This is a genomic window from Collinsella aerofaciens, from assembly GCF_015555045.1.
Classification (GTDB): Bacteria; Actinomycetota; Coriobacteriia; order Coriobacteriales; family Coriobacteriaceae; genus Collinsella; species Collinsella aerofaciens_W.
In genome coordinates this window covers 34483-52366 of sequence record NZ_JADNJQ010000016.1, presented here as the reverse complement: position 1 = coordinate 52366, position 17884 = coordinate 34483, and the positions used below count along the sequence as shown (strand labels likewise).

At 59.5% G+C, this 17884-nt stretch carries 15 protein-coding genes; 11 read left to right on the top strand and 4 right to left on the bottom strand.

Translation table 11 applies throughout. The features are described from left to right. Positions 1-493 precede the first annotated feature (493 nt). The gene (locus I2E45_RS06695; RefSeq protein WP_195445168.1) at positions 494-1375 is read left to right on the top strand and encodes a hypothetical protein; all 882 of its coding nucleotides are present in this window, start codon (positions 494-496) and stop codon (positions 1373-1375) included. A gap of 242 nt (positions 1376-1617) precedes the next feature. Here the strand turns inward: I2E45_RS06695 and I2E45_RS06690 are convergent, their stop codons facing one another. Further along, positions 1618-2178, bottom strand: coding sequence for a ferritin family protein (locus I2E45_RS06690; protein WP_022094328.1), 561 nt, complete (start codon positions 2176-2178; stop codon positions 1618-1620). A 256-nt stretch (positions 2179-2434) separates the two neighbouring features. Here I2E45_RS06690 and I2E45_RS06685 point away from each other — a divergent pair, with 256 nt between their 5' ends. The 6 genes from I2E45_RS06685 (at position 2435) to I2E45_RS06660 (ending at position 8201) form a co-directional block, all read left to right on the top strand. Next, complete coding sequence (locus I2E45_RS06685) at positions 2435-3655, top strand: iron-containing alcohol dehydrogenase (RefSeq protein ID WP_195445167.1); 1221 nt, start codon at positions 2435-2437, stop codon at positions 3653-3655. Positions 3656-3663: 8 nt separating this feature from the next. Beyond that, positions 3664-5043: an aldehyde dehydrogenase gene (locus tag I2E45_RS06680; protein ID WP_195445166.1), complete on the top strand. Its 1380-nt coding sequence runs from the start codon at positions 3664-3666 to the stop codon at positions 5041-5043. 123 nt (positions 5044-5166) lie between these two features. Next, positions 5167-5493, top strand: a complete 327-nt coding sequence (locus I2E45_RS06675; protein WP_035137041.1) for an HIRAN domain-containing protein — start codon at positions 5167-5169, stop codon at positions 5491-5493. Between the two features lie 18 nt (positions 5494-5511). Then, positions 5512-5691: a hypothetical protein gene (locus I2E45_RS06670; RefSeq protein WP_195445165.1), complete on the top strand. Its 180-nt coding sequence runs from the start codon at positions 5512-5514 to the stop codon at positions 5689-5691. A gap of 66 nt (positions 5692-5757) precedes the next feature. After that, positions 5758-6303 (top strand): metallophosphoesterase, encoded by a 546-nt coding sequence (locus I2E45_RS06665; RefSeq protein WP_195445164.1) that lies wholly within the window; start codon positions 5758-5760, stop codon positions 6301-6303. Between the two features lie 140 nt (positions 6304-6443). Next, positions 6444-8201, top strand: coding sequence for a DUF2130 domain-containing protein (locus tag I2E45_RS06660; protein WP_195445163.1), 1758 nt, complete (start codon positions 6444-6446; stop codon positions 8199-8201). Positions 8202-8275: 74 nt separating this feature from the next. Here the strand turns inward: I2E45_RS06660 and I2E45_RS06655 are convergent, their stop codons facing one another. From I2E45_RS06655 to I2E45_RS06645, 3 genes are all read right to left on the bottom strand, one after another. Next, positions 8276-10957, bottom strand: coding sequence for a DEAD/DEAH box helicase (locus I2E45_RS06655; RefSeq protein WP_195445162.1), 2682 nt, complete (start codon positions 10955-10957; stop codon positions 8276-8278). Positions 10958-11266: 309 nt separating this feature from the next. Next, positions 11267-12106 carry a tRNA (guanine(46)-N(7))-methyltransferase TrmB gene (gene trmB, locus I2E45_RS06650; protein ID WP_195445161.1) on the bottom strand — a complete coding sequence of 280 codons (840 nt, stop codon included), beginning with the start codon at positions 12104-12106 and terminating at the stop codon, positions 11267-11269. A 118-nt stretch (positions 12107-12224) separates the two neighbouring features. Further along, positions 12225-13097 (bottom strand): methyltransferase domain-containing protein, encoded by an 873-nt coding sequence (locus tag I2E45_RS06645; protein WP_195445159.1) that lies wholly within the window; start codon positions 13095-13097, stop codon positions 12225-12227. A gap of 267 nt (positions 13098-13364) precedes the next feature. Between I2E45_RS06645 and I2E45_RS06640 the strand changes: the two genes are divergently transcribed. The 4 genes from I2E45_RS06640 to I2E45_RS06625 all read left to right on the top strand — a co-directional run bounded on the left by I2E45_RS06640 (position 13365) and on the right by I2E45_RS06625 (position 17863). Then, positions 13365-14081 carry a helix-turn-helix domain-containing protein gene (locus I2E45_RS06640; protein ID WP_195445157.1) on the top strand — a complete coding sequence of 239 codons (717 nt, stop codon included), beginning with the start codon at positions 13365-13367 and terminating at the stop codon, positions 14079-14081. Beyond that, a complete protein-coding gene (locus tag I2E45_RS06635) occupies positions 14081-14977 on the top strand; it encodes a DUF4097 family beta strand repeat-containing protein (protein ID WP_158553153.1) in 897 nt (298 codons plus the stop codon). Before I2E45_RS06640 ends, I2E45_RS06635 begins: the two co-directional genes overlap by 1 nt. 99 nt (positions 14978-15076) lie before the next feature. After that, positions 15077-16984 (top strand): elongator complex protein 3, encoded by a 1908-nt coding sequence (locus I2E45_RS06630; RefSeq protein ID WP_195445154.1) that lies wholly within the window; start codon positions 15077-15079, stop codon positions 16982-16984. Further along, positions 16985-17863, top strand: a complete 879-nt coding sequence (locus I2E45_RS06625; RefSeq protein ID WP_195445151.1) for a spermidine synthase — start codon at positions 16985-16987, stop codon at positions 17861-17863. The last annotated feature ends 21 nt before the right edge of the window (positions 17864-17884 follow it).

Below are 17884 nucleotides of genomic sequence, written 5' to 3'. Positions count from 1 at the left end.
GTCTCAAGAAGGAGTAACATCGGGACTTGCAGCGACGGACCTCAGGACACTCTTACACCACGTCTGCGCGCGCGACCTTTGCATGCGAAAAAAATGGGGTTTTCAACAGAACTTCGTCCAGCTCTTGGCAAGCTTTTGGCCAGTTGGGGAGGGCTGTTGAAAACTTAGCAGTCCGTTCGGTGCCATTTTTGGTGCGTTCGCGCCAATGCGTGACTGACTGGGTTGAAATTCGTGTTTTCCTGTGCCTATGAAGGATCTACTTTGTGACATATCGGCTTTTAGGTACTGGCGTTTGCCCCCTCAGGTTCGCGCTTTGTGTCCGCCGCTTCCACGGCCGGAAGAAGACCGGCAGCGATATGATCTCGCCCGTAACCCGACTGCTGCGGTTGCGCTCGGCTTTCCGTTGCATACATTGGTTCGGACGAGAAACAAACGGACTTGTCCTGCCAGCATTAGGCAGCGGCTGTTTCTTGGTGAGCTCCCCAGGGAATCCGTGCTGGAAACGGAGCATGGATTTTTGATTACGTCTCCTCTACTGACGGCATTCATCATGTCACGGCATCTGACGGATCTTCAGCTTCTTTTGGTATTGGCGGAGATGTGTGGCTTGTTTGCGGTGTGTGCCCTGCCGGCGTTACTTGAGACGGAGCTTTCGCGTGCAATTGATTCGGGTGCGATTTCGACAACGTTCGGTTGGGCGCGCTGCCCGTCCGAGGACGGCACCGCCTCAAATTTATGGCGTCGAGACGCTTTGGTTTTGGGCGGAGACCTTGACCGTTTTTGTTCAGATGTTTGCGGGATGCGTTGCGGCAATAGATTTATGGCGGTATCGCAACTCGTTCCATTGGGTGCCGCGTCGCCTTTTGAGGTCGAGGCGTATTTGTTGCTTGGACTGCCGCGAGCCCTGGGAGGCGAAGGTTTTTGCGGCATAGAGCTTAATGTTGAAGTGATGCTAAACACAAGTGCTCGAGCGATTGTGGAAAAGTCCCGTGTATATATCGACCTACTTCTTTCTTCGCCGGACGGCAGGCGACAGGTGGCCATTGAATGTCAGGGAAAGGCCTCGCACGGACGCGCAGGGGATGGCTTGCGTGACGCTGACCGCATGACGGCCCTTCAGGCCATGGGCTACGATGTACTTCTCCTGACGCACAGACAGATATCCGATGAGGATAGATTCCGCGCGATCGTTAAGGCCATATGCAGGATGCTCGATGCTGAATATCGTGAAAAAAGCTCAGATGAGCAAAGGGCTGAGACATTACTCCGGTCTGAACTATTCGTTGACTGGACAAAATTGGGAGTAATCGACGGGAAGATGCCCGTTAGACACAAAACGGCTCAATCGTGGACGGCTGCGGTTCTAAGTGAGTAGACTTTTGGCACTTTGGCGACCAGGCCGTTTTGCAACAAGTCATTTACCTGCGGCTTTATAAAGCAATATGGGTGGTGTGCTCGGCAAGTTCCAAAAAGTCTACTCACTTAGTTTTTGACGAGAAGCCGATGCCGAAGGCGGTCCTATTTCAGGGCGTTAACAAGTTCGTGAGGCACGAAAAAGGCCCGAACCAATACGGTCCGGGCCTCATCGAGCTTGAGGTTATGTCTCAGGCGGTTGGCTTAGCCAAAGTAGCGCTTGAGCAGGCCGGCGAAAGCCTTGCCGTGGCGGGCCTCGTCGCGAGCCATCTCGTGCACGGTGTCGTGGATGGCATCGAGGCCGGCGGCCTTGGCACGCTTGGCAAGATCGGTCTTGCCGGCGGTGGCGCCGTTCTCGGCCTCAACGCGCATCTCGAGGTTCTTCTTGGTGGAGTCGGTCACGACCTCGCCCAGGAGCTCGGCGAACTTGGCGGCATGCTCGGCCTCCTCGTGGGCAGCCTTTTCCCAGTACAGGCCGATCTCGGGATAGCCCTCGCGATGAGCGACGCGAGCCATGGCCAGGTACATACCGACCTCAGAGCACTCGCCCTCAAAGTTGGCGCGCAGGTCGGCAACGATGTCCTCAGAGACACCCTCCATCTTGGCGACGCCCACGACGTGCTCGGCGGCCCACTCGAGCTGGCCCTCCTCCTGCTTCAGGAAACGAGAACCGGGAACGCCGCACTGGGGGCACTTAAAATCCTCGGGCAGCTGGTCGCCGTCGAACTCTTCCACATAACCGCAAACGGGGCAAACAAACTTCATGATTCGATCCTTTCGATCGATGGCGATTGCGCGCTCGTCCGGTCCCATAAGGGCCCTCTCCGGACGTGCGTCTTGACGAGTTCTATTATCCATAAATGCAACCAAATGTGAAGCCTATTAGGAATGATTTTTAATAAAACAATTTTGAGATATGAAGATGTTGATTGATTAACGATTGGCAGGCCGTCTTTGACCGCCGCTGAGTACAATCGGGCGAGCAAATGTTGACCTATCAACAAATGAAGGAGTTTCCTTTATGCATCTAGCCCGTCGTGCCTGGTGCCGAACATATCAGACGGTTTTTCGCATTGCATTGCCGATCCTGCCCTATACCGAGCCGCGCATTTTAGAGCATGCCGAGGATGTGCCCGCGGTGCTTCAAAAGCGCTCGATCCAGAAGGTCCTTATCGTGACGGATCCCGGCATTGCACGTTTGGGGCTCACGGCATCACTCGAGCGTGCGCTTACGGCTCAGGGGGTTGGCGTTGCGGTCTATGCCGAAACGCGTGCGAACCCCACGGTCTCGAATGTGGAGGAGGCGGCGTCCCTGTATCGAGAGAGCGCCTGCCAGGCCATTATCGGTTTTGGCGGAGGATCGGCCATGGACTGCGCCAAGGGCGTGGGTGCACGCATCACGCAGCCAAGCAAGCCCATCAACAAGATGCGCGGCCTGCTGCGGATTCATCGTCGCCTGCCGCTGCTTATCGCCGTCCCCACTACGGCGGGCACGGGAAGCGAGGTCACGCTCGCGGCGGTTATCACCGATGACGAGACGCACTACAAGTACCCCATTAACGACTTTGTGCTTATCCCGCGCTTTGCGGTGCACGACCCCGAGTTTACGCGCGGTCTGCCCGCCTCCATTACGGGGCAGACGGGCATGGACGCCCTGACGCATGCCGTCGAGGCCTTTATCGGGCGAAGCACCACGCCCTATACGCGCAAGATGGCGCGTCAGGCGGTGCTGCTCATCCACGACAATTTGCTCGATGCTTATGAGCGTGGGGACAACATACGGGCGCGCCGCAATATGCTTTCGGCAGCGTATAAAGCGGGTGTTGCCTTTACGCGCTCCTACGTTGGATACGTTCATGCCATCGCGCACAGTCTGGGCGGACGTTATGGGATTCCCCACGGTTTGGCCAACGCCATTATCCTGCCGCACATGCTTCGCGCCTATGGTGAAGCTGCTGCTCCTAAGCTCGCCGACCTCGCCCGCATGGCTGGTATCGCGCCGGCTAACGCACAGGACAACCTGGCGGCCGAGGCCTTTATCGATTGGGTCGATCGAATGAACGCCACCTTGGACATTCCCAAATATGTCTCGGGCATTCGCCGCTCCGACATTCCGCAGATGGCGGCGAATGCCGATGCCGAGGCCAATCCCCTGTACCCCGTTCCGCTTTTAATGGACCGCTTGGAGCTCGAGCATATGTATGAAGTCGTTGCAGGTGGTATGTTTGAGGGCGAGAACTAGGAGGGCACATGAACACCGAGGAAATTGCGCGCATCGTCGGCGATCAGCGCGCCTACTTTAAGACGCGCGCCACGTTTGATGTCGATGCTCGACGTCGCGCGCTCGTGAGTTTATGCGATGCGGTGCGGGCCCACGAGGCTGATATCGCCCATGCGCTCAAGACCGATTTGGGGAAGTCGCATGACGAGGCCTATATGTGCGAGATCGGCACGTCGCTTTCCGAGATTCGACATCAGATCGCTCACGTGGCTCGGTGGAGTCGTCCGCGCCTGCGTCCGTGCGATCTCGCTAACGCCGTGAGCGCGTGCAAAACGCAAGCCGTGCCCTATGGCGTCACGCTCATCATGGCTCCGTGGAACTACCCGTTTTTGCTAACACTCGAGCCGCTCGCCGGCGCCCTTGCCGCGGGCAATACCGTGGTCATCAAGCCGAGTGCCTATGCTCCGGCATCGAGCGCGGTGCTCAAGCAAATCTGTGAAGAGGCATTTGATCCGCGCCTGGTGACGGTTGTCGAGGGCGGGCGCGCCGAGAACGAAGCGTTGCTCGATGAGTGCTGGGACAAGATCTTCTTTACCGGTAGCGTTCCGGTCGGCAAGCTCGTCATGGAGCGCGCAAGTAAAAACCTTACGCCCGTGACGCTTGAGCTGGGCGGAAAGAGTCCCTGTATCGTGGATGCGACGGCAAACTTGAAGGTTGCGGCACGGCGTATCGCCTTTGGTAAGTGGCTCAACGTGGGGCAGACCTGCGTGGCGCCCGACTACCTACTGGTCGATGCGCGCGTGCACGATGAGCTGCTGGACCTTATCAAGGAGGAGGCCCGCCGTATGTTTGGCGAGCATCCGCTCGATAACGAGGACTACGGGCATATCGTCAACGCCAAGCATTTTGCGCGCGTGCGCGGGCTGATCGATCCCGATAAGGTTGTGCTTGGAGGTACCGCGCGCGAGACTTCGCTCAAGATCGAGCCGACGATTTTGGACGGCGTGACCCCCGATGACGCCGTGATGCAGGAGGAGATTTTCGGCCCCATCTTGCCGGTGCTGACGTTTGAGAGCCTAGACGAGGCCGAGACGTTTATTACGGATCGTCCGACGCCGCTGGCCCTGTATATCTTTAGCCAGGACCGTTCGGTTCAGCAACGCTTTGTGCGCTACGTGCCCTTTGGCGGCAGCTGTGTCAACGACACGATCATGCACTTGGCTACGAGCCATATGGGCTTTGGCGGCATGGGCGCGAGCGGTATGGGGCAGTACCATGGCCGCGAGAGCTTCGATACGTTTAGCCACAAGAAGAGTATCGTGAACAAGGCAACTTGGCTGGACGTGCCATTCCGCTATGCTCCTTACGCAAGCTGGAAGCACAAGTTCGTGCGCATGTTTGTGCATTAGAATCAGATGGTGTAGCGACAAACGGTCGAAAAGGCGCGGGTGGGGCGAATTTGTGTCCGCGCGAGTTCGTAGACTTCTCAATAAGGTTACACACCGGTTTATCCGGCCGTTAGGGGAGTTGCTATGTACGAGCCTTCACGTGTTCTTCTGTCATTTCACATTGCAGGATTTCAGTATGCCGATGGCGCTTTGGTCCTAGGCGATCTTAAAGCGGGCGATAAACTGACGCTGTGTGCCGAGCGCGATAATCCCCATGACCCCGAGGCAGTTGCGATCTACTATGGCAAGACCAAACTTGGCTACGTTCCGGGAAACGAGGTCGGCCCACTGTCCTTGATGATGTATTACGGCCACGAGGACGTATTTGAGGCCCGTGTGCAACAGGTTGCCCCCGAGCGCAGCCCGTGGCATCAGGTGCGCGTTGGGCTCTATGTGGTGGATGCTCGCTAGTCGGCAATGGAGGCTGCCATGTTTGATGACGATGACCTGTTTGATCTGACAGATGATCCGTTTGAGTGGGATGTGCTACTCGATGACGATGAGCTGGAACAGGACCGTAAGATGCGGCAGGACAAGAAAACTCAGAGTGACGCTTCGAAAAAGCAAGACAAGCGCCGCCGCGGACTGTTCGGTGGGCTCTTTGGATAACCGCCGCATCGCTACGTCTGTATACTTAGCACGAGTTGAACACGTTGCGAAATGAGGGCATAGACGATGATGTGGTTTACCGCCGACCTGCACCTGGGCGATACGAATATCTTGCACGACATGGACCGGCCGTTTGACTCGGTCGAGGAGATGAACCGCAAGGTCATCGATGCCATCAATGAGTGCGTGGCTGCGGACGACCGCCTCTATATTCTGGGTGACTTTACCTATCGTTTGCCCCTGGCGGAGGCGGTGCGCCTGCGCGAGCGTATCGAATGCCAGAACGTGACGCTCATCCGCGGTAACCATGACGGCGACTGGGAAGATTCCGACGTACCGCAGATTTGGGAAGACGTGCGCGATTACCTGGAGATTGCTCCCGGCTATGCCAAGGGCTATCGTCTGGTTATGAGCCACTACCCCATGCTCAGCTGGAACGGCAAGGCACGTGGCGCCATTATGCTGCATGGGCATATCCACAGCAGGGGTGACCGCGCCAACGCACGCAACCGCGATCGCGAGCGCCCTATCTTTCGCTACGATGTCGGTCTCGATGCCAACGATTACAAGCCCGTAAGCCGCGATCAGATTCTTAGCTTCTTTGGGTTATAGGGCGCCAGAGCCACCACAAAGGGGACAGGCACCTTTGTGGTGGTTCTGGCGCCGTTGCCATTATGGCGGCGGCGCCTTTTTTGTCCGCGCGGCGCGGTAGAGTGTAGCCGGTTGATATTTGCGTCCATCGAGGAGCTGCTATGAACGAGATCAAGTGCCCGCATTGCGGCGAAGTTTTTAAGGTCGATGCGTCCGGCTATGCGGATATCGTCAAGCAAGTACGCGATGCCGAGTTTTCGCGCGACCTGGACGAGCGTGTGAAGGCAGTCCAGCGCGAGGGCGAGCAGGCGCTGGAGCTTGAGCGCTCGCGTTCGACGGCTGCCTTGCAAAAGGCAGAGTCTCAGCGCAACGCTCAGCTTGTCGAGCAGAAGAACGCTGCAGCTCAGCAGCTGGCACAAGAAGTCGCCAAGCGCGATGCCGAGCTTGCCGAGCTGCGTGCCAAGCTTGAGGGCGCTGCCGCAGAGCGCGAGAGTGCAAGCCAGCGCGCGGCGGTTGAGGCCCGTGCCGATGCTCAAAAGGAGAATGCCGAGCTGCAGCGCGAGATCGATAGCCTGCGTGCGCAGCTTGGGCGCAAAGATGACGAAGCAAAGCTTGCCGAAGCCGCGGTACGCAATGCGACTCAAAATGACCTCGCCGCGCGCGATGCTCAGATTGCGGAGTTGCAGGCAAAGCTTGCCGCCGCAGATAAGGCTCAAGAAATGGCACTCGCAACTGCTGCGGCCGAGGCGCAGCGTAAGCTCGAGGCTGCGCAAAACGAAGCGAATCGTAAGCTTTCCGATTACCAGACAGAAGTGCGTGAGAAGTTCTCGAATGCTAAGACTCAGTCCGAGCGCGAGGCCGAGGGCCTTCGTGCACAGCTTCGTGAGCAAGAACTTTCTGCAAAAATGGAGCTGTCGAAGGCGGTCGCCGCGGCGGAACGAGAGCGCGATGAGGCACGTGCCAAGCTGACGAGCGAGCTGGCGGTGCGCGATTCTCGCGAGGAACAGGTCAAGGCGGCGCATGAGCTCGAGCTCGCGCAGGCCAAGCGCGCGAGCGATGACCTGATTCGCTACAAGGACGAAGAGATTGAGCGTCTTAAGGACATGAAGGTACGCCTGTCCACCAAGATGGTGGGCGAGTCGCTCGAGCAGCACTGCGAGACCGAGTTTAACCGTTTGCGCATGACGGCGTTTCCTAACGCGTACTTCGAGAAGGATAACGATGCGTCCGAGGGCACCAAGGGCGACTTTATCTTCCGCGAGTGCGACGCAAGCGGTAACGAGGTCATTTCGATTATGTTCGAGATGAAAAACGAGAACGACGAGACCGCGACCAAGCATAAAAACGAGGACTTCTTTAAGAAACTCGATCACGATCGTCGCCAGAAAGGCTGCGAGTATGCGGTGCTCTGCACCCTGCTGGAGCCCGAGAGCGAGCTCTATAACGCAGGGATAGTCGACGTGAGCTACCGCTATGAGAAGATGTACGTGATCCGCCCGCAGTTCTTCATTCCCATGATCACGCTGCTGCGCAACGCCGCCATGGGTTCGCTGCGCTATAAGCAGGAGCTGGCGGAGTACAAGCAACAGAACATCGACGTCACGAACTTCGAGGCCAAGATGGAGAAGTTCAAGAACGACTTCGGCCGCAACTATGAGCTTGCGAGCCGTAAGTTCCAGACGGCGATCGAGGAGATTGACAAGACGATTAGCCATCTGCAGAAAACCAAGGAGGCATTGCTGTCCTCCGAGAACAATTTACGTCTAGCCAACAAGAAGGCCGACGATCTTACCATTCGCAAGCTCACCTGGGGCAACAAGACCATGAAGGCGGCGTTTGACGAGGCGCGCGGGGCTGCGACAGGGGCAAACGATGAGCCCGCCGAGGCGGATTCGTATGAGGTCGAGGATGCCGAGTAGGGGATAGCGTATAGTGCAAAAGCGGGGCCGCTGGCGATATTGCCAACGGCCCCGCTTCGTTCCAGTATGTACGGCTAGTCCTCGAGCAGGTCCTCGATAAAGCCGACGCGGTAGTTTTTGAAGATGACCTCGCCGCCGTCTTGCGTGGCATCCAGGTCGACATCGCCCATGATGCCAAAGTCGTGGTCGCCATCCTCGTCGGCAAAAATCTGGTGCACGTGCCACACGTGATCGGTCTTCTCGTCGCTCCCGTCGATGGTAAACATCGCGGCGCTGCGGGCATCTCCGTCGGTGAGGATTTCCTCGTGCTGCTCATGGTAGGCATCGAGCGCCTTTTGCCAGCGGACCTCGCTCATGCCCCAGTCCTCGTCGAGTTCGCCCAGGTCGCGAACGTGCTCGCGGGCGGCAAGGGTCACGCGGCGGAAGAGTGCGTTGCGCACCAGCAGCGTGCAGCCGCGACGGTCCGCAACGACCTCGTCGATGCCCTGCGGCGGCGCGGCGTCGAGGGCCGCCGGGTTGCCGGCGTTCTCCCACTCGTCCACCAGGCTCGAGTCGACCGAGCGCACCACAAAGCCGAGCCACGAAATGATGTCGCGCAAGCGCTCATCGCGCTTCTCAATGGGCACGGTGCGATCGAGGGAGCGGTAGGCCTCGGCTAGGTAGCGCAGCAGAATGCCCTCGGAGCGGGCGATGCCGAGCTTTTGGATATAGCCCTTAAAGTCGCTCGCGCTCTCCAACATGTCGCGCAGGACGCTCTTGGGCGAGAGCTGGTAGTCGTTGGCCCAAGGTACTTCCTGGCAGTACTTGTCGAAGGCGGCATCGAGCAAATCCTCGAGCGGCTTTTCGTAGGTGACATCCTGGATGCGCTCCAAGCGTTCCTCATATTCGACGCCGTCGGCTTTCATCTCGGCCATAGCGCGGTCGCGCGCGGCGCGCTCCTGCGCGCGCAGCACCTGCTTGGGATCCTCGAGCGTAGCCTCGACCATTGAGATCAGATCCATGGTATAGGTCTCACTCTCGGGGTCGAGCAGCTCCAGCGCGGCAAGCAAAAACGGCGAGAGCGGCTGGTCGAGCGCAAAGTCCTCGGGCAGATCGACCGTCAGTGCATAGTCGATGTCTGGCGCGGCGTCAGTCGGGGCGTCGGGCGCGGGCGGCACCTCGGTGCGAACGACGACGCCGGAATCGATGAGCGTGGCGAAGATTTCGTCGGCGCGAACCTCGAGCTTAGCCTTTTCCTCGGGAGTCTGCAGGCTCGTCTCGATGAGGTCGTGTACGCGGGCTCGGGCATCGCCGCCCTGCTCGACCACGCTAATCACCATGGAGTGCGTGATGCGCAGGCGCGGCTTGAGCGTTTCGGGCTGCGTCTCGATCAGGCGCTCAAAGGTCTGCTTGTTCCAGGTGACAAAGCCCTCGGGGGCCTTTTTCTTTTTAATCTTACGGAGCTTCTTGGGGTCGTCGCCCGCCTTGGCCATAAGCTTGGCATTCTCGATCTCGTGCTCGGGTGCCTCGGCAATGACCATACCTTCGGTATCGAAGCCCGAGCGGCCGGCGCGGCCGGCAATCTGATGAAACTCGCGGGCGCGCAGACGACGCATCTTGTAGCCATCGAACTTGGTGAGCGCGGTGAGCACCACGGTGTGGATGGGTACGTTGATGCCGACGCCGAGCGTATCGGTACCGCAGATGACGGGCAGCAGACCCTGCTGCGCCAAGCGCTCGACCAGCAGGCGATAGCGCGGCAACATGCCAGCATGGTGCACGCCGACGCCGCATCCAAGCAGGCGCTTGAGAATCTTACCAAAGGCCGTCGAGAAGCTCGTTCCCTTTGCCGCTTCCTTGATGGCCTCACGCTGCTCCTTGCTGGCGATGCCAAAATTGGCGAGCGACTGCGCCGTCGCAAGGGCGGCATCCTGGCTAAAGTGCACGATATAGAGCGGGGCTTCGCCACGGCGCATGGCGAGCTCGACCGTGCCCTCGAGGGAGGTCGTCACATAGTCGTAGCTCAGCGGAACGGGACGTGGGGCATCGACAACCAAGTCGCAAGCAGTGCCGGTGTGTTCCTCGAGTGAGGCGGCGATGGCGGTGACATCGCCGAGCGTGGCGCTCATGAGCATAAACTGCGCGTGGGGTAGGGTGAGCAGCGGCACCTGCCAGGCCCAGCCGCGGTCGGGGTCGGCAAAGTAGTGGAACTCGTCCATGGCCACGCAGCCCACGTCAGCGCCCTCGCCCTCGCGCAGTGCATCGTTGGCAAGGATTTCGGCCGTGCAGCAGATGACGGGCGCTTTGGTGTTGATATGCGTGTCGCCGGTGATCATACCGACGTTATCGCGGCCGAGCACCTGTACCAGATCGAAGAACTTTTCACTGACCAAGGCCTTGATAGGGGCCGTGTAATAACAGCGCTTGCCCTGCGCCATGCCCATAAAGAGCATGCCCAGCGCGACGAGCGACTTGCCCGATCCGGTCGGTGTTCCCAAAATGACGTGATCGCCGGCAGCCAGGTCCATGAGGGCCTCTTCTTGGTGATCCCACAGCTCAATGCCGCGATCGCTCGTCCATTCAAAGAAGCGTTCGAAGGCTTGGTCGGGCGTGAGCCATGGTTCGGGCTCGCTGCCGTCCTCGGGCTCCCACCAGGTGGGGGAGAGCGCGCCGAGCGAGCCGAACTCGGCTTCGGTTCCGGTGCCGCCCGAGAATGAGCTGGCAGCGCCGGCGCCGGAGACGGTGCTGGCGGCGGTATCTGTCGTGGTCTGTGCCATGTGGTTGCTTTCTCTCGCGATTGTCCGCCAACTATTATGGCGTAGCGGCGGCGTGGGGTGCCAGCGCGCGAGAAAATGCAGGAAATGGGCGTTCTGCCCAGCCGTTTAGTGTAGTCGCTAGCTAAGTGAGTAGACTTTTTGCGATATTGCGAGCACATGGCTTTTGCGCAAGGGTTCTACCTGCGGTTTTATGTTTCGCTATGCGGGCTGTGCTTGGCTATTGCAAAATAGTCTACTCACTTAGGTTTGAGGGCCGTTCGCTGGAGCCTATTTGCGCTTGTTTGCCAACGCCGCGATCATCAGAAGCCCCTAGGACTCTTGCGGTAGACGCTTCTTGCCCTTGCGGGCACGGTTTCTAAAGTTCTCGACGGCCTCTTCCATGCCCAGAGGCACATAGGCGAGCTCATCGAGGTTATCGGGCAGGTAGCAGGCTAGGCTTTGCTCCTGCGCGCGGCCCGCCGCGAGCTGTTCATCGCTGGGCTGCGCTCCAGGTGTGGCGCAAATGCCATAGACGGCGGCACCCATCTCGCGCGTGCGGCGCTCGTACTCGGTCTCGGGATGCTCGGGATGGTCGCGGCGGACGTCGTCGCTTACCCAAAGCGTATCGTAGCCGGCCGCGGCAAACTGTCCCAGGGCGTAATCGCGCAACGGCTTGCTGTCGCTGCGCAGTGTGACGGTAGCGCCGGCTGAAAAGAGCGGGCGGTAGAGCATCAGATGGTGGACATGGACGAGTCGTTTTTTGGCGTACTTGGCCTTGGGCTGCGGCGTGGGAAAGTTGATGGTGATGGCATCGAGCTCGCCTGTGTCAAACAGCTGCGGCAGCGATGCGGCGCCTCGGGGCAGGACGAGTGCGTTGGTCAGTTCCTGTTCGCAGATTTTCTGTGCGGCATAGGCGATGCAGATGGGCTCCTGGTCCATACCGATAAAGAGGGTGTTTGGCTCGTGGGCCGCGCGTTCTACAAGGTACGTTCCCTTGCCACAGCCAAGATCCAGGTGAAGGTGTTCGAAGGGCTTGCTGCCTGCGGGAGCACAGGCCTTGCGCCAATCTCCGGCATAAGCCTCGGGGTTCGTCTCGATCGCATCGGCGTAGCGCTCCAGGCGCTCCTCGAGCACAAAGTTCTTAGGCGTGCGAACGTGGATGGCTCCCATGAGGCTCCTTGGTCATAAGTATGGAACGCATAGCTGCACGTTCCGTCAATGGATTGAAAAAGGGCGGGCATAGTTTGCCCGGAAGATGCGGTGCGGCTCGGCGGCGAGTCGTCGGTGCCTACAGACGCTTGAGAATCACATAGCGGTTGAGCTCGCCGCTGCGACCGTCGGCATGGAAGCGCTCAAGCTCGCGCACGGGGACCTCGCCGCTTTTGTAGAACGTACGGACGCCGCGCACCAGGTCGGTGATCTGCTGATCGTCAAAGTGATGGCAATAGCGGTAGGCGTGGCGGTCGTTTTGCCAGCCAATGAGGTGGTCGCCGGCTTCAAACTGCGCGGAATCGTAACCCTCAAACGGCGGGGTGAGCTCGGCGCGGGCTTCGGCTCGAACGGCCTTGCGCGCCATGCGCTCGTCGTTCATAAACTCCCAAAAGCTGATGGCGATGATGCCGCCCGGGCGCGTCTGCCGCACCAAGGCGTCGAGTACGCGTACGCGGTACTCGCACGACGGCACGTGGTGCATAAAGCCAAAGCAGACCGAGATGTCGGCGAGCGGGGCGTCGAAAAGCACGTCGGGCGTCTCGGCGGGGTTGAGCTTCATAAGGGCGTCGAGCACGTCGAGTTCCTGGAAGTGCAGGTTGGGAATGCGCAGGGCGTGGCCATGTGCATCGATAGCCAAATCTTGACACGAGTCGACACCATAGAACTCAAACGGGCAACTGGCATCTGCTGAGGGGTTTGCGCCGTCGACGCCCTTGGCGGCAAGTGCGCCGCCGGCGGCAAAATTCTCGAATCGCATATTGCCGCAGGCAAGATCGAAGACGCGGACGGGATGCTCGATCGTGGCGGCGTTGAGCTGCCCGAGCGCGATGTCCATGGTGCGCACCCAGCCGGGCCACGGGGCCTGGCGCGTATCGGAAAAGGAAGCGGAGTGCTCGCGATAGAACGTATTGTTGAGCTGGATGAGCGATGAGGCGAAATCGCGGTTCACGGCGCGGAACTCCCTCCGTTGGCGGTGCGGAATAAACAGTACGACCATACTACCGTTAACGCCGCAACGGGGACAACCGAGCCGTGGGTCATTGCTTTGTTTGGACACATTTTCGCAGCTCATATGTGCCCGCAACCGCCGGTTGTCAAAAATCTCACTAGAATAGGTGGCATGCTTTTGGCGGTGGCGGATAGATTTTTAACTGTGCAAGGCGCCTTAAGAACAAAAACGGTCCGGCGGCACGGCTGGCATCACATAGGAGGAACCATGAATGTAGAAACTGCGCAGCGGCTCGCCGACCTTCGTCGCAGCAAGGGTTTTAGCCAAGAAGGGCTGGCGCGAAAGCTAGGGCTGTCGCGCCAGGCGGTCAGTAAATGGGAGCGTGCGGAGAGCTCGCCCGATACCGAGAACCTGATCTCGCTCGCCAAGCTCTATGGCGTGAGCCTGGACGAGCTGCTCAATCCGAGCGATGAGATTGAGGACGATATCGAGTTTGAGAATGAGGACCGCGCTCGTCAGCGCGAGGCCGAGGCGGCAGAGCGCGCACGCACCCATGAGGCGGCGGCACGAGCTACCGAGGCGGCAACACAGGCGAGTGACGCCGCCGCCAAGGCGGCGCAAGCGGCAAGCTGGAGTGCACAGGCCGCTAATGCCGCTACGGCGCAGGCGACGAGTGGCGGCGCAGTTGGCTCGACTCCGGTGAAGGGCCCGTTCCAGTCGTTCCCGTATTGGGCCGTGTGTTGGCTGCTGTTCTTTTTGCTGATGTTCCTGTTTGGTGCCGGCCCCTTTGCTGCGCTGATCTTCTTTACGATTCCCATCTATCACTGGGTGGCGCGTGCGCTCGATGGCGATTGGGCGCGCGGAGATATTCAGGTTGGTTCGGCGCCGGTGGTCGCTAGGGCTCAGGATGTTTCCGCTCCGGTTGATACTGACGTGGCTACCGTGACTACCGCTGACCCGATCGCCAAAGAGGGTGATGAATGATGAAGCTTTCGCATGAATCCAAGGTACGCTTGGGCGTTGGCATCGGAGCGTTTGTGCTCATCATCGGGCTTGTCTTTGGTACTTCGCGGCTATTGGCTCATTCCGATATGGTGCGTACGACCGGTATTCTATCTGGCCATTTGTCTGATTTTGACGATATGTTTGACGAGGACGATTCCTTGAATAGCGGTAACTATTCTGCTCGGCCTCAGCAGCTTTCGAGCACGACTTTTGATGCCGATGAGTTCCGCTACCTCGATTTCGATATCGCTGCGGCTACGGTGGACGTCAAGGTTGTTGATGGCAACAAGGCTCGCGTTATCGAGCGGGGACGCGTTGCCAATGGTATGGATGCCTCCAAGGCCGCGACGCAAAACATCGCATCCGTCGAGGACTCGACGCTCAAGGTTTCCCAGTTTGGAAGTGATGACGGTAAGGCAATCGATCGCTCGGTTACGGTCGAGCTGCCGCGCCGTGTTGCCGAACATCTGAAGGGAGTCAACGCGCACGTGGGCTCGGGCGATCTGCAGATTGCCGGTGTCACCTGTGATGGTTTCGACCTTTTCCTGGGTGCGGGAGATGTAGAGTTTACGGGCAGCGTGACTGATGCGCTCAGCGCTGAGGTCGGTTCGGGCGATGTGACATTCGAGCTCTACCAGGCCCCCGCGAAGTCGATGGACGTGAGCGTGGGCTCGGGCGATGTGGAGATGACGGTTCCGAGCTCTACGGGCTTTAAGGCGAGCCTCACCTTGGGCAGTGGCGACTTCGAGAGCGATTTCCTTCCGCTTGGCTACGACGGCGAGACCATTTTGAATCTTGAATTCGATAACGGCGATAAGTCTGCCACGTATCGTTTTGAAGTCGATTCGGGCGACATGTCGTTTGATTCGGAGTAGTGAGGCAGACGAAAGCCTAGGCGAAGACATAGACGCGCTGTTTGATGAAGGCGCCGAAGCCGAGATCGGCTCCGGCGCCTTTGCCTTTACAATGGGGGCATGGAACAGATTATCTTGAACATACTCGAGGCTCTGCGTCGCGGCGAGACCGTGGACGACAAAGCGCTCGTCAAACTGATACATGCCGAGGCGCGTTGTGAGGGTGCCGACAAACGCGATTTGGCCAAGCGCCGTCTGCTGCCGTTTTACCAGCGGGTAAAACGTGAGGAGCCGGCTCGTTGGGCTGGGTGGAATGTCGATGCCGAGCTGGAACGTCGACTGCTGCAGGTGCTACGCATGAAGCCTCGTCGCACGGCTTCGGGCGTGGCGACCATTACCGTCATCACCAAGCCCTGGCCATGCTCGGGCGATTGCCTATTTTGCCCCAACGATCTGCGCATGCCCAAAAGCTATCTGCACGCCGAGCCGGCGTGCGCCCGTGCGGAGCAAAATTGCTTTGACCCGTATCTGCAGGTAAGCGCTCGTCTGACCGCGCTTTCGCAGATGGGGCATGCGACCGATAAGATTGAGCTCATTGTGCTCGGCGGTACCTGGAGCGACTATCCGCAAGGGTATCAGACGTGGTTTATGTCGGAGCTCTTCCGCGCGCTCAATGACGATGCCGTGGCTGGTGTGGCGGCTAACCCCATGTTGGCGCGTCCGGGCATCAGTCGTGCCGAGGCGGGGCGTCTGCTCGATGACGCTCCCGCCGATGCCCTGCCGCCTGTGGTAGCAGAGCGCCGTGAGCGCTATCGGGCCGCCGGCATTGCGACAGACGAGGTCGAGCTTGCTGCCGGCGTTGCCGACGAGCAGGGGCGTGTGGATGCTGCCGTGGGCGGCTATAACCGTGCGGTGCGTCGTCTGTACGGTCCCGGTACGCCGTGGGACAAGGTCACTGAGTGGCAGACGGCAACGATGGAGGAGCTCGAGCGTCAGCAGCGCATCAACGAGACGGCGAAGCATCGCGTGGTGGGACTCGTTATCGAGACGCGCCCCGATGCCGTAACGCCGCAGGCGCTTACGCTCATCCGCCGCCTGGGCTGCACCAAGATCCAGATGGGTATCCAGAGCCTCGACCAGCACCTGCTCGATATCAACGAGCGTCGCATTTCGGTGGCGCAGATTGAACGGGCGTTTTCGCTTGCGCGCCTGTTTGGCTTTAAGATCCATGCGCATTTTATGCTTAACCTGCTGGGCGCCACGCCGGAGGGGGATAAGCGCGACTACGAACGCTTTATGACCGAAGGGGCCTTTATGCCCGACGAGGTCAAGGTCTACCCGTGTGCGCTCATCGAGGGCTCGCGTCTGGTGGGCTGCTATGAGCGCGGCGAGTGGCGTCCCTATACCGAGGAAGAGCTGCTCGATGTGCTGGCCGACGACATCGTGGTGACGCCGGCGTTCTGCCGTATCAGTCGCATGATCCGCGACTTTAGTTCCGACGACATTATGGTGGGCAACAAGAAACCCAACCTGCGTCAGCTCGTTGAGAACCGTCTGGCTGCTCGGGGTGATGGTGCGACGGTGCGCGAGATTCGCTATCGCGAGATCAGTACGGCGGGTGCCGACTTGGATGAGCTATCTCTTGATGAGGAAGTGGCGTACGAGACGCCAGTGACTTACGAGCGCTTTTTGCAGTGGGTGACGCCGCAGGGCAAGATCGCGGGCTTTTTGCGGTTGTCGCTGCCCGACCATTCGTTTGTTGCCGCGCATGCGGACGAGTTGCCGACGACGCCGGACGAGGCGATGATTCGCGAGGTGCACGTGTATGGCATGGCGGCACGCGTGGGTGACCAGGGCCAGGCGGCGCAGCATCACGGGTTGGGGCGTTTGCTCGTAGAGCGTGCGTGCGAGATTGCCCGGGATGCCGGCTATGCGCGCATCAACGTGATCAGCGCGATTGGTACGCGCGAGTACTATCGCCATCTTGGATTTTATGACCATGGCCTTTATCTGCAAAAGGAGCTCTAGATGAACAAGCCGAGTGTTTCTGCCGGCGTCGTTGCCGGCGTTGCTCTGGGAGCCGCGGCGCTTGGTGCGGCTGCTGTCGCTGTTCGTGTTGCCTGTCTGCAGGTTGCGCGAACCTGCAATGGGTTGGCGCGTGTGAAGCGCGTGCACGACGAGGGCGGCGACGAAGTCCGCGTATTGGTGCAAGGCGGCGTCTACCAAAGCGCGAGTTACGTTGGCGAGCGTTGGGCTGAGCCCGTCTTTGCGTACTATCGTGCGTTTGACGACGTGTTTGAGGCCGAGGGTGCAATGCACGACGCTTATGGTCACGGCATCGACCGTATGCTCATGCTGGGTGGCGGCGGGTTTGCCTATCCCAAGTTTGCGCTGATGTCGCACGAGGGCTTGCGCATGGACGTTATCGAGTATGACGGAGAGATTACGCGCCTGGCGCGCCGTTGGTTCTATCTGGACGAGCTGGAGCGCACGGTGGGCGACCGCTTGCGGGTGATTACTGCTGAGGCTCGCTCGTATCTGGGTGTGACGAGTGTGGGTCATCGTCGCTACGACGTGGTCGTGAGCGATTGCTTTGGCGGTGCCGAGCCCGTACGCGAGCTGGCGACCGTTGAGGCGTTGCGTCTAGTGCGGGGCAGCCTGAATGCCGGCGGCATCTACGTGGCCAATATCGTGAGCGCAAGCGAGGGGAGCGATGTGACGTTCCTGCGCGATTGCGCTGCCACGGCACTCGAGGTATTCGCCCACGCCTGGGTGGTCCCATGTGGCGATGCGGAGTTCGGCGGCGAGGAAAACTACCTGCTCATCGCCAGCGACGGCAACTACGCCTTTGCCGAAGCCGTGCCCTTCGACACCGACTTCCTCGGCACCGTCCTTCACGACAAATAAGTCTCCTCGTCCCAAAAAGAC

What these genes read in the sequence shown, in the direction of transcription:
- I2E45_RS06690 (WP_022094328.1), bottom strand. Translation starts at nt 2,178, where the DNA reads ATGAAGTTTGTTTGCCCCGTTTGCGGTTATGTGGAAGAGTTCGACGGC.
- I2E45_RS06630 (WP_195445154.1), top strand. Translation starts at nt 15,077, where the DNA reads ATGGAACAGATTATCTTGAACATACTCGAGGCTCTGCGTCGCGGCGAG.
- I2E45_RS06665 (WP_195445164.1), top strand. Translation starts at nt 5,758, where the DNA reads ATGATGTGGTTTACCGCCGACCTGCACCTGGGCGATACGAATATCTTG.
- I2E45_RS06670 (WP_195445165.1), top strand. Translation starts at nt 5,512, where the DNA reads ATGTTTGATGACGATGACCTGTTTGATCTGACAGATGATCCGTTTGAG.
- I2E45_RS06635 (WP_158553153.1), top strand. Translation starts at nt 14,081, where the DNA reads ATGAAGCTTTCGCATGAATCCAAGGTACGCTTGGGCGTTGGCATCGGA.
- I2E45_RS06625 (WP_195445151.1), top strand. Translation starts at nt 16,985, where the DNA reads ATGAACAAGCCGAGTGTTTCTGCCGGCGTCGTTGCCGGCGTTGCTCTG.
- I2E45_RS06655 (WP_195445162.1), bottom strand. Translation starts at nt 10,957, where the DNA reads ATGGCACAGACCACGACAGATACCGCCGCCAGCACCGTCTCCGGCGCC.
- I2E45_RS06680 (WP_195445166.1), top strand. Translation starts at nt 3,664, where the DNA reads ATGAACACCGAGGAAATTGCGCGCATCGTCGGCGATCAGCGCGCCTAC.
- I2E45_RS06640 (WP_195445157.1), top strand. Translation starts at nt 13,365, where the DNA reads ATGAATGTAGAAACTGCGCAGCGGCTCGCCGACCTTCGTCGCAGCAAG.
- trmB (WP_195445161.1), bottom strand. Translation starts at nt 12,106, where the DNA reads ATGGGAGCCATCCACGTTCGCACGCCTAAGAACTTTGTGCTCGAGGAG.
- I2E45_RS06660 (WP_195445163.1), top strand. Translation starts at nt 6,444, where the DNA reads ATGAACGAGATCAAGTGCCCGCATTGCGGCGAAGTTTTTAAGGTCGAT.
- I2E45_RS06675 (WP_035137041.1), top strand. Translation starts at nt 5,167, where the DNA reads ATGTACGAGCCTTCACGTGTTCTTCTGTCATTTCACATTGCAGGATTT.
- I2E45_RS06685 (WP_195445167.1), top strand. Translation starts at nt 2,435, where the DNA reads ATGCATCTAGCCCGTCGTGCCTGGTGCCGAACATATCAGACGGTTTTT.